Source organism: Bradyrhizobium sp. 4 (assembly GCF_023100905.1).
Taxonomy (GTDB): Bacteria; Pseudomonadota; Alphaproteobacteria; order Rhizobiales; family Xanthobacteraceae; genus Bradyrhizobium.
Window position 1 is genome coordinate 6,970,001 of the sequence record NZ_CP064686.1, and the last position, 17,902, is coordinate 6,987,902.

At 63.5% G+C, this 17,902-nt stretch carries 11 protein-coding genes, 2 tRNA genes, 1 rRNA gene and 1 riboswitch; of the genes, 7 read left to right on the top strand and 7 right to left on the bottom strand.

Going from position 1 to position 17,902, the window contains the following annotated elements:
- Nucleotides 1-108: 108 nt before the first annotated feature.
- The 3 genes from IVB45_RS33350 to IVB45_RS33360 form a co-directional block, all read right to left on the bottom strand.
- Nucleotides 109-184 (bottom strand) — tRNA-Ala (locus IVB45_RS33350).
- Nucleotides 185-217: 33 nt separating this feature from the next.
- Nucleotides 218-294: transfer RNA gene (locus IVB45_RS33355), tRNA-Ile, on the bottom strand.
- A gap of 188 nt (nt 295-482) precedes the next feature.
- Nucleotides 483-1,971 (bottom strand): 16S ribosomal RNA (locus IVB45_RS33360).
- Between the two features lie 1,000 nt (nt 1,972-2,971).
- Here IVB45_RS33360 and IVB45_RS33365 point away from each other — a divergent pair.
- A complete protein-coding gene (locus IVB45_RS33365) occupies nt 2,972-5,035 on the top strand; it encodes a M23 family metallopeptidase (protein WP_027565592.1) in 2,064 nt (687 codons plus the stop codon).
- A 156-nt stretch (nt 5,036-5,191) separates the two neighbouring features.
- Complete coding sequence (locus IVB45_RS33370) at nt 5,192-6,811, top strand: SMP-30/gluconolactonase/LRE family protein (RefSeq protein WP_027565593.1); 1,620 nt, start codon at nt 5,192-5,194, stop codon at nt 6,809-6,811.
- 185 nt (nt 6,812-6,996) lie between these two features.
- On the opposite strand, the gene clpB is transcribed toward IVB45_RS33370, so the two are convergent.
- The gene (gene clpB / locus IVB45_RS33375; RefSeq protein WP_247357817.1) at nt 6,997-9,636 is read right to left on the bottom strand and encodes an ATP-dependent chaperone ClpB; all 2,640 of its coding nucleotides are present in this window, start codon (nt 9,634-9,636) and stop codon (nt 6,997-6,999) included.
- A gap of 257 nt (nt 9,637-9,893) precedes the next feature.
- Here clpB and IVB45_RS33380 point away from each other — a divergent pair, with 257 nt between their 5' ends.
- Entirely contained in the window at nt 9,894-10,682 is a 789-nt protein-coding gene (locus IVB45_RS33380; protein ID WP_247357816.1) for an MOSC domain-containing protein, read from the top strand.
- A 114-nt stretch (nt 10,683-10,796) separates the two neighbouring features.
- Here the strand turns inward: IVB45_RS33380 and IVB45_RS33385 are convergent, their stop codons facing one another.
- Nucleotides 10,797-11,597: a TIGR02594 family protein gene (locus IVB45_RS33385; protein ID WP_247357815.1), complete on the bottom strand. Its 801-nt coding sequence runs from the start codon at nt 11,595-11,597 to the stop codon at nt 10,797-10,799.
- Between the two features lie 200 nt (nt 11,598-11,797).
- Between IVB45_RS33385 and IVB45_RS33390 the strand changes: the two genes are divergently transcribed.
- Nucleotides 11,798-12,661: an alpha/beta hydrolase gene (locus tag IVB45_RS33390; RefSeq protein WP_247357814.1), complete on the top strand. Its 864-nt coding sequence runs from the start codon at nt 11,798-11,800 to the stop codon at nt 12,659-12,661.
- A 24-nt stretch (nt 12,662-12,685) separates the two neighbouring features.
- On the opposite strand, the gene metW is transcribed toward IVB45_RS33390, so the two are convergent.
- Nucleotides 12,686-13,348, bottom strand: coding sequence for a methionine biosynthesis protein MetW (gene metW / locus IVB45_RS33395; RefSeq protein WP_247357813.1), 663 nt, complete (start codon nt 13,346-13,348; stop codon nt 12,686-12,688).
- 13 nt (nt 13,349-13,361) lie between these two features.
- Entirely contained in the window at nt 13,362-14,564 is a 1,203-nt protein-coding gene (locus tag IVB45_RS33400) for a homoserine O-acetyltransferase (protein ID WP_027565598.1), read from the bottom strand.
- A gap of 90 nt (nt 14,565-14,654) precedes the next feature.
- Nucleotides 14,655-14,734: riboswitch (SAM riboswitch) on the bottom strand.
- A 204-nt stretch (nt 14,735-14,938) separates the two neighbouring features.
- On the opposite strand from IVB45_RS33400, the gene IVB45_RS33405 reads away from it, so the two are divergent.
- The 3 genes from IVB45_RS33405 to IVB45_RS33415 are packed head-to-tail and all read left to right on the top strand — an operon-like array spanning nt 14,939 to nt 17,851.
- Nucleotides 14,939-15,787: a chorismate mutase gene (locus IVB45_RS33405; RefSeq protein ID WP_026232498.1), complete on the top strand. Its 849-nt coding sequence runs from the start codon at nt 14,939-14,941 to the stop codon at nt 15,785-15,787.
- Between the two features lie 34 nt (nt 15,788-15,821).
- Nucleotides 15,822-16,916 carry a histidinol-phosphate transaminase gene (hisC, locus tag IVB45_RS33410; RefSeq protein WP_247357812.1) on the top strand — a complete coding sequence of 365 codons (1,095 nt, stop codon included), beginning with the start codon at nt 15,822-15,824 and terminating at the stop codon, nt 16,914-16,916.
- The gene (locus tag IVB45_RS33415; protein ID WP_247357811.1) at nt 16,913-17,851 is read left to right on the top strand and encodes a prephenate/arogenate dehydrogenase family protein; all 939 of its coding nucleotides are present in this window, start codon (nt 16,913-16,915) and stop codon (nt 17,849-17,851) included. The genes hisC and IVB45_RS33415 overlap by 4 nt, the downstream gene beginning before the upstream one ends.
- The last annotated feature ends 51 nt before the right edge of the window (nt 17,852-17,902 follow it).

Here is a 17,902-nt window from a genome sequence, read left to right on the forward strand (position 1 = left end):
CTCCTCTTTACGATGTCAGAAATCACGCAGCTTACTGTCCATCCGGACTAGTAAGTGCGAAGTGATGTTTCGCGGACGACGGTAAGAGTAGTCGGTGATCAAACCATCTGGTGGAGCCAGACGGGATCGAACCGACGACCTCATGCTTGCAAAGCACGCGCTCTCCCAGCTGAGCTATGGCCCCGTAACCAGAAGACGAATGCTCACTCGATGAGTGTGGTGGGCCTGGGAAGACTTGAACTTCCGACCTCACGCTTATCAAGCGCGCGCTCTAACCAACTGAGCTACAAGCCCCTAACGCATATCCAGTCAAGGACCAGGGATTCTGCAAGGTTGCAGCCCCAGCGCGTGTTCGTCCGCGAAGAAAGAGAAACGAAGACGGCGAAATCCCGCCAATGCAGCTCAACGATCCTGACGACCGTTGGCCACTGATGTTTCTAAAACGGTTCGATAGAAGCAAGCTTCTGAAGAACCATCCTTAGAAAGGAGGTGATCCAGCCGCAGGTTCCCCTACGGCTACCTTGTTACGACTTCACCCCAGTCGCTGACCCTACCGTGGCCGGCTGCCTCCATTGCTGGTTAGCGCACCGTCTTCAGGTAAAACCAACTCCCATGGTGTGACGGGCGGTGTGTACAAGGCCCGGGAACGTATTCACCGTGGCGTGCTGATCCACGATTACTAGCGATTCCAACTTCATGGGCTCGAGTTGCAGAGCCCAATCCGAACTGAGACGGCTTTTTGAGATTTGCGAAGGGTTGCCCCTTAGCGTCCCATTGTCACCGCCATTGTAGCACGTGTGTAGCCCAGCCCGTAAGGGCCATGAGGACTTGACGTCATCCCCACCTTCCTCGCGGCTTATCACCGGCAGTCTCCTTAGAGTGCTCAACTAAATGGTAGCAACTAAGGACGGGGGTTGCGCTCGTTGCGGGACTTAACCCAACATCTCACGACACGAGCTGACGACAGCCATGCAGCACCTGTGTTCCAGGCTCCGAAGAGAAGGTCACATCTCTGCGACCGGTCCTGGACATGTCAAGGGCTGGTAAGGTTCTGCGCGTTGCGTCGAATTAAACCACATGCTCCACCGCTTGTGCGGGCCCCCGTCAATTCCTTTGAGTTTTAATCTTGCGACCGTACTCCCCAGGCGGAATGCTTAAAGCGTTAGCTGCGCCACTAGTGAGTAAACCCACTAACGGCTGGCATTCATCGTTTACGGCGTGGACTACCAGGGTATCTAATCCTGTTTGCTCCCCACGCTTTCGTGCCTCAGCGTCAGTATCGGGCCAGTGAGCCGCCTTCGCCACTGGTGTTCTTGCGAATATCTACGAATTTCACCTCTACACTCGCAGTTCCACTCACCTCTCCCGAACTCAAGATCCTCAGTATCAAAGGCAGTTCTGGAGTTGAGCTCCAGGATTTCACCCCTGACTTAAAGACCCGCCTACGCACCCTTTACGCCCAGTGATTCCGAGCAACGCTAGCCCCCTTCGTATTACCGCGGCTGCTGGCACGAAGTTAGCCGGGGCTTATTCTTGCGGTACCGTCATTATCTTCCCGCACAAAAGAGCTTTACAACCCTAGGGCCTTCATCACTCACGCGGCATGGCTGGATCAGGCTTGCGCCCATTGTCCAATATTCCCCACTGCTGCCTCCCGTAGGAGTTTGGGCCGTGTCTCAGTCCCAATGTGGCTGATCATCCTCTCAGACCAGCTACTGATCGTCGCCTTGGTGAGCCATTACCTCACCAACTAGCTAATCAGACGCGGGCCAATCTTTCGGCGATAAATCTTTCCCCGTAAGGGCTTATCCGGTATTAGCACAAGTTTCCCTGTGTTGTTCCGAACCAAAAGGTATGTTCCCACGCGTTACTCACCCGTCTGCCGCTGACGTATTGCTACGCCCGCTCGACTTGCATGTGTTAAGCCTGCCGCCAGCGTTCGCTCTGAGCCAGGATCAAACTCTCAAGTTGGACTTGAACTTTGAACCGGCTGATCACAACGTTTTGACGAGGTCCCACCATTTTTCATCGACCGAAGTCAATGAGCTGCCCGCGATTCACATCGCTGGCAACGATGGTGTAACCTTAAAACGTGTACCGCCGAAGTCTTTCGTCCGGTCCCGATCCAAAAAGCCGAAGCTCTTTAAATGCGAGACCCGCAAGGACTCCGCCGTCCACGTTTCTCTTTCTTCATCTTCACTTGTCAAACAGCCCGGGACCAGGAGGCCCCAACCTTCCAGAGAGGAAGGGTTCCGACACCCTTACCGACGATGGATGAACTCCAATCGACTTACGTCGACTGTTGTGTCACTCAACAAGGTGAGGAGCATCAGTGGCGCGTTCGCTCGCCTTGGTCAGTGACCCGGCGGCGCCGCGCTCAGTGGTCGGGTTATAGGCCCCACCCATCGGGGTTGTCAACGACCATTGTCAGAAAATCGTCGCACGGTGGATTGTTCGAAAAATCCACGCATTTACAGCAGGTTAGAATATCGCCGAGCGGCCGGATCGGGCCAGCGCGGAGAAAAAGCCCAAAAAAAGTTTGGGCCCGAGTGGGCTCCGGAGGCGGCATGGAGGCGCCTTGAACGCGGCTTGGAGCGCCCGCCCCTGGAAGGCCCCTGGCGCCCAGTCGTTCGGGAAACTTTTCCATATTAGGCGCCGTACTTGAGCCACAATCCCCCGGCGTTCTGATACAGACAAAGCTTGAATCGCAGGGATGCCAGTGGGGGCTGCCGGCGGTTTGTGTGGGGTCCGAGGAAGGCGATCATCCGATGAAGCGGCCTTCTTCAGACATTCGAGACACATCGAGAGATCTTTTTCCGCTTAGCTGTTCGTAATTTCGGCCGGTCCGTCATCTGGGCCTTCTGACCGCGGACGCCTATGCGGCTTGCCTTTTCCGGAGACACCCCGAAGGGGGGCGGCGTAAGGAGGGGCTCGATACCGGGCTCTTGGGTCGTTGATTGGGGGATTTGGGTTGAACCACAGGACGTCACGCGGCGCTTACGGGCGTGAGACCGGGATCATCGATCTCGGCCACGAGCCGCCGCTGTCCGTCGATGGTTCCGAAGCCGCCGTCATCGATCGCCGCCGTGTCTCGGTGCAATGGTTCAGCGGGACAATCTTGACCGGACTCTGCGGCGCAGCCCTGATCGGCGGCGCCGTTTTCGCTTCGCTCGACGGCGAGATGACCTTCGCCAAGGTGCCGGAGCGCGTCGAAGGCGCGCTGCGCGGCGCATTCGGCGCAGCCGACCGCGCCGCCACGCTGCACAAGAGCGACCGCCTGCCGCCCCCGAACGAATCCACGGCCTCGCGCAACATCGTGCGCGTCTCGACCGTTGCCCGCGTCGGCAACCGCGACGTGATGCGGGTGCGCCCCTTCATCCGGATTGCCGGCAATCTGTCGATGACGACGAGCGACCTGTCGGCGAAGATCCCGCCATTCAACGCCCAGCGCCTTCTCACCGATGTCGGCTCCGATCCGAAGGCGGCATCCGAGGATCCCAACAATCCGGAAGCCGTCGAACCCGACGCCGAGGTCTCCTTCGTCACCAAGGACCTCTCCCAGGTGCTGCCGAAAGCCAAGATTTCCGCAGTGGTGGCGCTCGACGACATCCTGATGCGGGTCCGTGATGCCGCGAACTGGCGCGGCAATGGCGGGGTGCGCTACGCCGCACTCTCCAATGCTGCGGCCGACGTCTCCGGCGCGACCGGCCCGTCCGACATCAGAAGCGCCTACGCCACCGAAGTGTCGCCGTCCGATCCCTATGCCGGCTTCGAGACGCGCGTGGTGCCGGAAAACGTCACGCTGCTGCCGAAGACCAAGGAACAGATCACCGGCGGCAATCCCAACGGCGAACGCGTCCACGTGGTCAAGAAGGGCGACAGCGTCGCCGGCGTGCTGCGCGATCTCGGCGCCACGGCCGAGGAGATCAAGGCGATCACCGCGACGCTCGGGCCGCGCGGCCGCGACGGCGGTCTGAAGGAAGGCGAGAAGCTGCGCATCCTGATGGCGCCCGCAAGCCCCGGCGCCCGTCTGCAGCCCTACCGCGTCGTCATCGCCAACGAGACCATGGTCGAGGCGATCGCGGCGCTGTCCGATCTCGGCAAATACGTCGCGGTCGACGTTTCCAGCATGAATACCGTCGCCGACGCGGCGGCGAACGCCAACAGCGACGACGATGACGACGATGACGGCACGGGCGTGCGGCTCTACCAGAGCATCTACGAGACCGCGATGCGCAACAAAGTGCCGATGCCCGTCATCGACGACATGATCAAGATCTACTCCTACGACGTCGATTTCCAGCGCAAGGTGGCGCCGGGCGATTCATTCGACGTGTTCTACGCCGGCGAAGACGAAGGCGTGACGGCGAGCGAAAAGAACGACGTGCTGTTCGCTTCGCTCACGCTCGGCGGCGAGACCAAGAAATACTACCGCTACCAGAGCCCCGACGACGGCGTCGTCGACTACTATGACGAGACCGGCAAGAGCGCGAAGAAGTTCCTGGTGCGCAAGCCCGTCAACAACGCCATCATGCGCTCCGGCTTCGGCGGCCGCCGTCACCCCATCCTCGGCTACGTGAAGATGCATACCGGCGTCGACTGGGCGACCTCCTATGGCACGCCGATCTTCGCCTCCGGCAACGGCGTGATCGAGAAGGCCGGCCCCGAAGGCGGCTACGGTAAATACATCCGCATCAAGCATAACAACGGCTACGAGACCGCCTATGGCCATATGTCGGCCTTCGCCAAGGGCATGGAGCCCGGCAAGAAGGTGCGGCAGGGCCAGGTGATTGGCTTCGTCGGTTCGACCGGCGCGTCGACCGGCCCGCACGTCCACTACGAAATCCTGGTCAACGGCCGCTTCGTCGATCCGCTCCGTGTGAAACTGCCGCGCGGCCGCTCGCTGGAAGGCCCGATGCTGGCCGGCTTCGAGAAGGAGCGCGACCGGCTCGACGGCATGATGAGCGGCCGCGCCGGCGCCATCGCCCGGATGTCGGACGCAACCGGCGGTCCGTTGCAGGTCACCAACAGGTAAAAGCCGGCGACCGGCCGAGATCGGCCGATCATCTTCAAACACGATCCGGTTTTGACGTTGTCGCGCGGAGCTCGCCTGGCGGCATCACAACGTCAAGTTTCGTTTGCCAAAGCGGCATGAGGAGCGAATATTTTCCAAAAAACGGGAGGTCTCGCCATGAAGAACAGGCTCGCCTGCGCAGCCTTCGTTGCTGCGATTGTCTCCGCCACCAGTGTTTCGGCCGAAAACTGGGAGGTCACCAAGCTCGTCCCCGGCTCGGCGTTCCACGGCGTGCACGGGCTTGCGATCGACAAGGCCGGCCATCTGTTTGCCGGCAGTGTCGCGGGCGCGGCGCTCTACGAGGTCGACATCGCCGGCGGTACCGCCAAGGTTGCAATCCCCGCTCCGGTCGGAATGGCCGACGACATCGCATTCGCGCCCGACGGCACCATGGCCTGGACCGGCTTCCTGGCCGGCGATCTCTACTCGCGCAAGGGCGACGGCCCGATCAAGAAGCTCGCTTCCGGCCTTCCCGGCATCAATTCGCTCGCCTTCCGCAAGGATGGCAGGCTGTACGCCACCACCGTCTTCCTCGGCGACACGCTCTATGAGATCGACGTCGAGGGCGTCAAACCACCGCGCCAGATCATGGAGAAGATGGGAGGCCTCAACGGCTTCGAGTTCGGTCCCGACGACAAGCTCTACGGTCCGCTCTGGTTCAAGGGGCAGGTCGCAAGGGTCGACGTCGACAAGGCCGAGCTGACCGTCGTCGCCGACGGCTTCAAGGTCCCGGCCGCGGTGAACTTCGATTCCAAGGGCAATCTCTGGGTGGTCGACACCGCCCTCGGCCAGCTCGTCCGCCTCGATCCGAACTCGGGCGCCAAGACCATGATGGCGCAATTGAAGCCGTCGCTGGACAATCTCGCAATCGACGACAAGGACCGGATCTACGTCTCCAACATGGCCGACAACGGCATCCAGGAGGTCGATCCCGCGACCGGCCAGGCGCGGCAGGTCATCATCGGCAAGCTCGCTTTGCCCGGCGGCATCGGCGTCACGTCGGAGAACGGCAAGGATACGATCCACGTCGCCGACGTGTTCGCCTATCGCACGGTGGACGGCGCGACCGGCGAGGTCACCGAGAAGGCCCGCATGCACGCCGCCGGCGTCACGCTCGAATATCCGATGAGCGCGACGGCGAAGGGCAACGATGTGGTCCTGTCGAGCTGGTTCACCGGCACGGTGCAGGTGATCGACGGTAAGACCGGCGCCACGCGCGACATGCTGCACGGCTTCAAGGCGCCGCATGACGCGCTCGTGCTCGCGGACGGCAGCATCCTGGTGGCCGAGCTCGGCACCAAATCGCTGGTCCGCGTCAGCGGCGAGCACGGCAAGGACCGCACCACGCTGATCGGCGGACTCGAGGGTCCGGTCGGGCTGGTCGCCGGATCGCGCGGCGAGGTCTATGCCACCGAAGCCTTTTCCGGCGTCGTCTCGATGATCGAGAGCAACGGCGAGAAGACGGTCATCGCCAAGGACCTGAAAATGCCCGAAGGCATCGCACGCGCCAGCGACGGCAAGCTGATCGTGGCGGAGGTCGGCGCGAAGCGGTTGATCGAGATCGCACCGGAGAGCGGCACGATCACCGAGATCGCGGCCAATCTCCCGATCGGCCTGAGCGGTGCGCCCGGAGGGCTGCCGACGCATATCCCGACGGGCGTTGGCATCGGGGAATCCGGCACGATCTATTTCTCTTCTGACATCGAGAACGCGATCTACAAGGTCACGAAGAAATAACTCCCCGCGCGTCGAAATTGTAGATGGATTGCATATGCCGGCAGGGCCGCACCGCAAAGATTGCACGTCCTAGCCAGACCACACTCCGGCTGCAGCAACATCGTCAACAACCCGCAAAACAAACCGCCCCGGAGAGATTGACCTCTCCGGGGCGGCATTTTGCTTCAGGCTTGGATTGCCGGCGCTCAGTTCAATTTCCGCTTCGACACCGGCGCCTCGAACTGGGCGATCTCCGCGGTCTGCGGCGCCTTGCCGTTGAAGGTCAGCACGTTGCCTTCGGACGAGATCGCAACGGTATCGCCGTCCTTGACGTCGCCGGCCAGGATCATCTCGGCGAGCGGATCCTGGACGTGACGCTGGATCACGCGCTTGAGCGGCCGTGCGCCGTAGGCGGGATCCCAGCCCTTGGCGGCGAGCCAGTCGCGGCCCGCAGCGTCGAGCGTCAGCACGATCTTGCGATCGGTCAAGAGCTTCTGCAGCCGCGCGAACTGGATTTCGACGATCCGGCCCATCTCGCTCCTCTGCAAGCGGTGGAACAGGATGATCTCATCGACGCGGTTCAAGAACTCTGGCCTGAAGTGCGACCGCACCATTCCCATCACCTGCTCGCGCACGGCCGAGGTGTCCTCGCCCTCCGGCTGGTTCACCAGAAACTCCGAACCGAGGTTCGAGGTCATGATGATCAGCGTGTTGCGGAAGTCGACGGTGCGGCCCTGGCCGTCGGTGAGGCGGCCGTCGTCGAGCACCTGCAACAGGACGTTGAACACGTCGGGGTGCGCCTTCTCGATCTCGTCGAACAGCACGACCTGGTAGGGCCGGCGCCGCACTGCTTCGGTCAGCGCACCGCCCTCGTCATAACCGACATAGCCCGGAGGCGCGCCGATCAGCCGCGAAACCGAGTGCTTCTCCATGTACTCGGACATGTCGAGCCGGACCATCGCGGTCTCGTCGTTGAACAGATACTCGGCGAGTGCTTTCGTCAGTTCGGTCTTGCCGACGCCGGTGGGCCCCAGGAACATGAACGAGCCGGTCGGCCGGTTCGGATCTTGCAGCCCCGCGCGCGAACGGCGCACGGCGGTCGCGACCGCACGTACGGCTTCGGCCTGGCCGACGACGCGCTTGCCGAGCGAGTCCTCCATCCGCAGAAGCTTGTCTTTCTCGCCTTCCAGCATCTTGTCGACGGGCACGCCGGTCCAGCGCGAGACCACCTGCGCGATGTGGTTGGCGGTGACCGCCTCCTCCATCATCTCGCCGGAGTTCTCCTTGGCCTCGATGTCGGCAAGCTGCTTTTCGAGCTCGGGGATCCGGCCATAGGCCAGCTCACCGGCCTTCTGGAATTCACCGCGCCGCTGCGCGTTGGCGAGTTCGACCCGTAAGCCGTCGAGCTCGGCCTTCAGCTTCTGGGCGTCGGAGAGCTTGTTCTTCTCCGCGCTCCAGCGTGCGGTGAGCGCCGCGGACTTCTCCTCGAGATCGGCTAGCTCCTTCTCCAGCGTCTGCAGGCGGCTCTTCGAACCGGCATCGCTCTCTTTCTTCAATGCTTCCTGTTCGATCTTCAGCCGGATGATTTCCCGATCCATCGAATCCAGCTCTTCCGGCTTGGAGTCGACCTGCATCTTGAGCCGCGCGGCCGCCTCGTCCATGAGGTCGATGGCCTTGTCCGGCAGGAAGCGGTCGGTGATGTAGCGGTTGGACAGCGTCGTGGCGGCGACCAGCGCGGAATCGGTGATCCGCACGCCGTGGTGCTGCTCGTACTTGTCCTTCAGCCCGCGCAGAATCGAGATCGTATCCTCGACCGAGGGCTCGCTGACGAAGATCGGCTGGAAACGCCGCGCCAGCGCTGCGTCCTTTTCGACGTGCTTCTGGTACTCATCGAGCGTGGTGGCGCCGATGCAGTGCAGCTCGCCGCGGGCGAGCGCAGGCTTCAGCAGGTTGGACGCGTCCATCGCGCCATCGCCCTTGCCGGCGCCGATCAGCGTGTGCATCTCGTCGATGAACAGGACGAAATTGCCCTCGCTCCCGATCACCTCCTGGAGCACGGCCTTCAGCCGCTCCTCGAACTCGCCGCGATACTTCGCACCCGCGATCAGCGCACCGAGGTCGAGCGACAGCAGCTTCTTGTCCTTCAGGCTCTCCGGCACGTCGCCGTTGACGATGCGCAGCGCCAGGCCCTCGGCGATGGCGGTCTTGCCGACGCCGGGCTCACCGATCAGGACGGGATTGTTCTTGGTCCTGCGCGACAGCACCTGGATCGTGCGGCGGATCTCCTCGTCGCGGCCGATGACCGGATCGAGCTTGCCATCGCGCGCCGCCTGGGTGAGGTCGCGGGCATATTTCTTCAGCGCGTCATACGCGTTCTCGGCCGTGGCGGAGTCCGCGGTCCTGCCCTTGCGCAGCGCCTCGATCGCCGCGTTGAGGTTTTGCGGGGTGACGCCGCCCTTGGCCAGGATCGCGCCCGCCTCGCTGGTCTTCTCCAGCGCGAGGCCGAGCAGCAGCCGCTCGACCGTGACAAAGCTGTCGCCGGCCTTCTCGCCGGCCTTTTCGGCGGCGTCGAAGGTGCGGGCGAGCTCAGGCGCCAGATAGATCTGGCCGGCGCCGCCGCCGGAGACCTTCGGTACCTTGTTCAGGGCGTCCTCGGTCGCTTTCAGAATTGCGCGGGAATTGCCGCCGGCACGGTCGATCAGGCCGGCAGCGAGGCCTTCATTGTCGTCCAGCAGCACTTTCAGGACGTGCAGGGTCGAAAACTGCTGGTGCCCTTCGCGCACCGCAAGCGACTGCGCGGACTGGACGAAGCCCCTGGAGCGTTCGGTATATTTTTCGATATTCATATCGTGGTCTTTCCCTCGGCCTGCCCCTGGAGCCCTCTAAGGCACTCCAAACGGCATCTTCATTGGGTTTCCGATGACCGCATTGACGTTTCTCAACCGGCAACGGTCGTTATCAGCCGGCGCTGGCGCCGGCCTGACCCAGATGTGGGAAGCGAGGCCTCCGACCGGAAGAGGCGAGTTCACAATTTCGTGCGCGGATCCACCCGCTTGGCGCCGATGGGCCGAATCCCCTAAGTAGCGGCATGACCCCTAGCGCAATGACAGCCAGCCAGACCGCCGAGATCACCGGCCTCTACCGCTATCCGATCAAGGGCCTGACGCCGGAGCCCCTGCCCCGCGTCTCCCTGCGAGCCGGCCAGACCCTGCCCGCCGACCGCCGCTACGCCATCGAGAACGGCCCCAGCGGCTTCGATCCGGAACAGCCGCAGTGGAAGCCGAAGATCCAGTTCCTGATGCTGGCGCGCAATGAGCGGCTGGCTTCGCTCGACAGCCGGTTCGAGGACGCGACCAACCGCCTGACCATCCGCAAGGACGGCCAGATCGCCGCCAGCGGCGATCTCGAGACCGCCGCCGGGCGCGCCGCCATCGAGGACTACTTCGGCCAGAACTTTCAGCCGGAGCTGAAAGGTCCGCCCAAGATCCTGTCCGGCCGAGACCACAGCTTTTCCGACGTCGCCCGCAAGGTCGTGTCCATCATCAATATCGACAGCGTCCGCGCGCTCGAGACCATGCTCGGCGGCGCCGCCGTCCACCCGCTGCGCTTCCGCGCCAATCTCTACGTGAAGGGCTGGCCGGCCTGGTCCGAGCTCGACCTCGTCGGCCAGACGCTCGCGATCGGACAGGCCCGGCTGCAAGTGGTCAAACGCATCAAGCGCTGCCCGGCCACCAACGTCGACCCCGAGACCGCCAGGCGCGATCTCGAAATCCCGGCCACGCTCTCGAGCAATCTCGGCCACATGGACTGCGGCATCTATGCCGAGGTGATCGCCGACGGCGACATCGGCGTGGGCGACGCGGTTGCGTTTGAAGAGCCGAAGCTGGTGTGACGCGGCGCCGGCGCCACGTACTCCGTCATTGCGAGCGCAGCGAAGCAATCCAGATATCTATCTGCGGAGACAGCCTGGATTGCTTCGTCGCTTCGCTCCTCGCAATGACGGCCGTCAGTTCGGCATCACATACGCATAGATCCGGCCGCGCGAGACTGGTGCTTCGCGAACGCGGTTGCCGTTGTTGCCGGAGATCATGATCGGATTGCCCTGCGCGTCGACGCCGGTAATGATGCCGACATGACCACCCCGACCACCGCGCGACATCACTGCGATGGCGCCGACCTGCGGACCGGAGACGCGCGTCCCGTAATGCGCGAACGAATTCGCCATATCGGAGCCGGTGCCACGGTGACCGGTCTTCTCAAGCACCATGTTCATGAACCGCGCGCACCACAGGCTGCCGCGGCCGGTCGGATTACCGCCGACATAGCGGCGTGCCTCGGACACGAGGCCCGATCCGCCGCCGAAGCCGCCGCTGCCCGTGGCGCTATGGGCCACGCCGCCGTCATTCGCGTTAGTGGCCATCCCACCGCCACGCCTCGTGGCGATTCGACGGCTGGCGCGCGTGATCATCCCACCGCTATCGCTGGTAACCATTCCTGCGTTGCCCCTCATGGCCATTCCACCGCTGCCGCTCATGGCGATGCCGCCGGTATTGGCGTTCGGGTCATAGCTGGCGAAGGTGTTGCCGAAGCCGCTCGCCTGCAATTGCGCCGCGCCGCGATCGAAACGCGAGCTGCGTGCATGCCGGTAATGATGATGTCTGCTGGCGTGATGCGCGTAAGCGTGGCGCTCTGCGCTATGACGATGAGGTCGTGCTGACGCCGGAGAAGTGAAGGCGGCGACCGCCGCGAAGAAAACAGCCAGCGCGACGACACAGCGCGACAGGCGAGACGCAAACAACTCGAACATTCTTCATCCTTCGTTGACACCCCCACTTCCCGATCGGCCGGTGCGGTGGCCGATATCCGCGGGCTGTATCAGTATCCTGATGTGGCGAGAACAAGACGCGGTCGCGGAGATTTTCGACGATGATTAATAAGTGTTAGGGTCGTATGCGCTCACCGCAGGACGGCATTCCAACGCCGCAGCCACCTCAGGGAGAAAACCGGATGCCTCACGCCCTCACGAAGGATAATTGTCGCCTCTATTTCGAAGAAGCAGACACCGGCACGCCGATTATTTTTCTGCACGAATTCGCGGCCGACTACACCAATTGGGAGCCGCAGATGCGCTACTTTTCGCGCGGCCATCGCTGCATCACCTATTCGGCGCGCGGCTACACGCCATCGGACGTGCCTGATGGCGAGGTCTACGGCTACACGCATTTCTATACCGATGCGCTCGCGGTGCTCGATCACCTGAAGATCGATCGCGCGCACTTCGTCGGTCTCTCGATGGGCGCCTATTCGTCGCTCCAGATCGGGCTCAACGCGCCCCAACGTGCGCTATCGATGACGCTCGCCGGCGTCGGCTCAGGCTCGGAGATCGAGAACCTCGACGCCTGGTGCAAGCAGTGCCGCGCCAACGCGGAGCAATTCGAGATGCTCGGCTCAGCCGAAGTCGCAAAAGTCACGCGCGAGGCGCCGAGCCGGATTCCCTTCCTGGTGAAGGACCCGCGCGGCCACGCCGATTTCTATGCCGCCCTGGCGCGGCACGACGCCAAGGGATCGGCGCGGACGATGCGCGGCTTCCAGGCCGGCCGTCCCTCGATCTTTACGATGACGGACGCGATCAGAGCGGCCACGACGCCGGCACTCATCATCTGCGGCGACGAGGACGATCCGTGCGTGGGCGCAAGCCTGTTCCTGAAGAAGCATCTGCCTGCGGCAGGGCTCGCCATGTTTCCGAAGTCCGGCCACGTGCTCAATCTCGAAGAGCCCGCGCTGTTCAACGAAACGGTGGAACGGTTCGTCACGCTGGTGGAAGCGGGAAGATGGCCGGCGCGCGACCCGAGGTCACTGGCGCCACATTAGCGCTGCGCGCGCAATGACGAAGAACTACTTCCTGCCGCCGCGCGTCAGCAGAAACACGCCCTGCTCGCCGAACAGATTCCACACCCACCAGGGCATCCGCAGCCGCAGCGGACGGCCGTAGAGGTCGAGCGCCTCGGCACGTTCCATCTTGACGTCGATCGCATCGCAGAGCTCGACGAAATCCTTGATGGTGCAGAAATGGATGTTGGCGGTGTCATACCAGCTTGCCGGCAGGTTCTCCGTGCGCGGCATGTGGCCGCCGATCAGGAGCTGGAGCCGCATCTTCCAGAAGCCGAAATTCGGGAACGACACGATGGCGCGGCGGCCGATGCGCAAGAGATTCTCGAGCACGACCTTGGGCTGCCGCGTCGCCTGCAAGGTTTGCGACAGGATCACGTAGTCAAAGGCGTCATCCGGATAATTCACGAGGTCGGTGTCGGCATCGCCCTGCACCACCGCGAGACCCTTGGCGACGCAGCGGTTGACGCCCTCGCGCGACAGCTCGATGCCGCGGCCGTCGATGCCGCGAGTTTCCAGCAGCTGGAGCAGGTCGCCCTCGCCACACCCGACATCGAGCACTTTCGAGCCCGGCTTGACCATCTCGGCCACCAGCACATGGTCGGCGCGAAAATCACCGGGCTGCCCGGCCGCAAGGCCGCCCAGCGGCAGCGCTTCCTGTACAGACATGACTAGCCGTCCTTTAAGCTTTCTTGGCGGTGAGCCCGCGCGCCTTGCCTGCCGACTGCAGGAACGCACGGCCGATGTCGAAGAACTCGGGCACGTCGAGGAGGAACGCGTCGTGACCGCGATCGGTCTCGATCTCGGCGAACGACACCCGCGCGCTCGACGCATTCAACGCGTGCACCAGTGCGCGCGATTCCGATGTCGGGAACAGCCAGTCGCTGGTGAAGGAGACCACGCAGAACCGGGTCTGGATTCCCGCGAACGCCTTCGCCAGCACGCCGCCATGGTCGCCCGCGATGTCGAAATAATCCATCGCGCGGGTCAGATAGAGATAGGAGTTGGCATCGAAGCGTTCGACAAAGGACGAGCCTTGGTAGCGCAGGTAGGACTCGACCTGGAAGTCGGCGTCGAACGAGAAGGTCGGCAGCTCGCGGTCCTGCATCCGCCGTCCGAATTTGCGATGCAGCGCGGCGTCGGAGAGATAGGTGATGTGCGCCGCCATCCGGGCGACAGCGAGCCCACGATGCGGATGGATACCTTGATCGGCATAGCCGCCATGGTGCCAATCGGGGTCGGCCATCACCGCCTGGCGGCCAAGCTCGTGGAACGCGATGTTCTGCGCCGAATGTCGTGTCGAGCAGGCGATCGCCAGCGCGGAGAACACCCGGCTCGGATACGCCGCCGTCCATTGCAGCACTTGCATGCCGCCCATCGAGCCGCCGACGACTGCGAACAGCGTGTCGATGCCGAGCCGGTCGATCAGCATCGCCTGCGCGCGCACCATGTCGGGGATGGTGATGACGGGGAAATCGAGGCCCCAAACCTTGCCGGTCGCCGGATTGATCGAAGCCGGACCGGTCGAGCCCATGCAGCCGCCGATCACGTTGGAGCAGATGATAAAATACTCGCTGGGATCGAGCGGTCGGCCCGAGCCGACCAAAGTCTCCCACCAGCCGGGCTTGCCGGTGACAGGGTGCACATTGGCGACGTGCTGGTCGCCGGTCAACGCATGGCAGATCAGGATCGCGTTGGAGCGATCGGCATTCAGCTCGCCATAGGTCTGGTAGGCGATCTGGAACGGGCTGAGATCGACACCGCAATCGAGCCGCAGCGGCTGTTCCAAGCCAAACTGCGCGACGTGCGAACTCGGATGATCCACCTCGTGCGACCGCTCGTCGGCGGTGATCGCGGGACTCGGAATTGACTGGACGCCAACCATCTGACCATCGACCTCGTTTGCGGTCGTCGTGGTGACCGCATTGACATCAGGCCATGAAAAACCCGGCCTGAACGATAGGTTCGGCCGGGATCGAAAGCGTCCCCGGCCTGTTTAGCGAGTTTTTTAACGTGGCTGCAAGCCGGCCGGCTCAAATGACCACGGAACGGGTAAAAACTACCGTCTTGGACGGTTTTCGTCAAGTCACGGCCCGGATCAGCCAAATTCGCCTGTCGCGCCACGGGCGGAAAGGGCCCGATTTCCCTTTGCATTTCTCTTTGCTTTCGCAGCCCCGACTGCCTAATCAGGATATCCATCACAGCGGTGACGGCTCGACTGATCCGCATTGGAACGCCTCTCAACAGCACCTGTCAGACATGTCCCAACGTCCGCCCGCGCCACCATCACTCCAGGAATTGCGCAAGGAGATCGACGCGATCGACGAGGGCATGCATCGCCTGCTGATGCAACGCGGCGACATCATCGACCGCCTGATCCAGGTGAAGCAGACCCAGGAGGTCGGCTCGGCGTTCCGCCCGGCACGTGAGGCCTCCATGATGCGCGACCTCGTGCAGCGTCATCGCGGCATCCTGCCGCTCGATACGGTCGAGAGCATCTGGCGCGTCATCATCGCGACCTTCACCTATGTCCAGGCCCCGTTCTCGGTGCACGCCGACATCTCGGCGAGCGAGCCGGCCATGCGCGATTCCGCGCGATTCCATTTCGGCTTCACGGTGCCTTACGTCGCGCATTTCAGCGCGCAGGCGGCGGTCGAGGCCGTCGCGAAGTCCAAGGGCGATCTGGCGCTGGTCTCGGCGACTTCGAGCCGCACGCCGTGGTGGCTGTCGCTGGAAGAAGCCGGCGCGCCAAAGATCATCGCGCGGCTGCCCTTCGTCGAGCGCGCCGACCATCCGGCGGCGTTGCCCGTGTTCGCGGTCTCGCGCGTCGCCGACAGCGCCCTGGTGACGGAGGTCGAGACCTTCAGCGTGCGCGTGTCGGGGTGGAATGCGGAGGTCGCGCGCGCCCTGTCGCCGCTCGCCGAGATCGTGGCAGTGCCCGACACCGCCTTCGACGGCGCCGCGCTGCTGGTCTCGGTCACCGCGACAAGCAGCATCGACAAGATCAAGGCTGCCCTGATCGAAGCGGGGGCCTCGGTGCGCTCCACGGCCCTCGTCGGCAGCCACGCAACGCGCTATACGGTGCCCCCGACCGGGTCGAAATCGTAAGTCGCGAACCGCTTAAGCCAGTCCGGAGTTGAAGATGTCCCGCCCCGTGCCGAATCCCGGCATTCTCGATATTGCGCCCTATACGCCCGGCAAGACCCCGGTGGCAGAGCCCGGCCGCAAGGTGTTCAAGCTCTCGGCCAACGAGACGCCGTTCGGGCCCTCGCCGAAGGCGATCGAGGCGTTCAAGCAGGTGGCGGATCATCTGGAAGACTATCCGGAAGGAACCTCGCGCGTGCTGCGCGAAGCGATCGGGCGCACCTTCGGGCTCGATCCCAACCGCATCATCTGCGGCGCCGGCTCGGACGAGATCCTCAACCTGCTCGCCCACACCTATCTCAGCCATGGCGACGAGGCGATCTCGACCACGCACGGCTTCCTGGTCTACCCGATCGCGACCATGGCGGTCGGCGCGAAGAATGTCATCGCGGCCGAGAAGAACCTCACCTGCGATGTCGACGCCATCCTCAAGGCGGTGACGCCGAAGACAAAGCTGGTCTGGCTCGCCAACCCCAACAACCCGACCGGCACCTATGTGCCGTTCGACGAGGTCAAGCGCCTGCGCGCCGGCCTGCCCTCGCACGTGCTGCTGGTGCTGGACGCAGCCTATTGCGACTACGTCTCGCGCAACGATTACGAGATGGGGATCGAGCTGGTCGCGACCACCGAAAACACGGTGGTGACACACACCTTCTCCAAGATCCATGGTCTCGCGGCGCTGCGCATCGGCTGGATGTTCGGCCCCGAGCACATCATCGATGCGGTCAACCGCATCCGCGGTCCCTTCAACGTGTCGACGCCGGCCATGTACGCCGCCGTTGCCGCGATCGAGGACACCGCGCACCAGGCGATGTCGAAGCAATTCACCGAGACCTGGCGCAACTGGCTGACCGAGGAGATCGGCAAGCTCGGGCTGAAGGTGACCCCGAGCGTCGCCAATTTCGTGCTGATCCACTTCCCGACCGAGGGCAAGACCTCGGACGCCGCCGACGCGTTCCTCACCAGGCGAGGCCTTGTGCTGCGCGGCTTGAAGAACTACGGCCTGCCGCATTCGCTGCGCATGACCGTCGGCACCGAGGAGGCCAACCGCCTCGTCGTCGAGGGCCTGCGCGACTTCATGGCCGGACGATGAGCGCGACCCCGCACTTCCAGCGCGTCGCGCTGATCGGCTTCGGCCTGATCGGCGGCTCGATCGCGCGCGCCGCGAAGCTCCAGGGCCTGGCTTCCGAGATCGTCACCACCGCGCGCTCGGAGAAGACGCGCGCACGCGTGATGGAGCTCGGCATCGTCGATCAGGTCGTGGCGACCAATGCAGAAGCCGTGAAGGACGCCGATCTCGTTATCCTCTGCATTCCCGTCGGCGCCTGCGGCCCGGTGGCGCAGGAGATCGCCCCGCATCTCAAGCCCGGCGCGATCATCTCCGACGTCGGCTCGGTCAAGGGCGCCATCGTCAGGGATATGGCGCCGCATCTGCCGAAAGGCATCCATTTCGTGCCGGCGCATCCCGTCGCAGGCACCGAGCATTCGGGCCCAGATTCCGGCTTCGCCGAGCTCTTCATCAACCGCTGGTGCATCCTTACCCCTCCGGAGGGCGTTGATGCGGCCGCCACCGATGGCCTGCGTGCGTTCTGGGCGGCGATGGGCGCCAAGGTCGAAATCATGACGCCGGATCATCATGATCTCGTGCTCGCGATCACCAGCCATCTGCCGCATCTGATCGCCTACACCATCGTCGGCACCGCCGACGAGCTGGCGCAGGTGACGGAGTCCGAGGTCATCAAGTTCTCCGCCGGCGGCTTTCGCGACTTCACGCGCATCGCGGCATCCGATCCGACGATGTGGCGCGACGTCTTCCTCGCCAACAAGGAAGCCGTGCTGGAGATGCTCGGCACCTTCACCGAGGATCTGGCAAAGCTCACCCGCGCGATCCGCCGCGGCGACGGCGAGGCACTGTTCGACCACTTCACCCGCACCCGCGCCATCCGCCGCGGCATCGTCGAAATCGGCCAGGACTCGGCCGCGCCCGACTTCGGCCGGCCGCACGCGCAGCTCGGCAACAAGCCGTAGCACTGAAGTAGCCCGGATGGAGCGCAAGCGTAATCCGGGACCTCCGTCGCT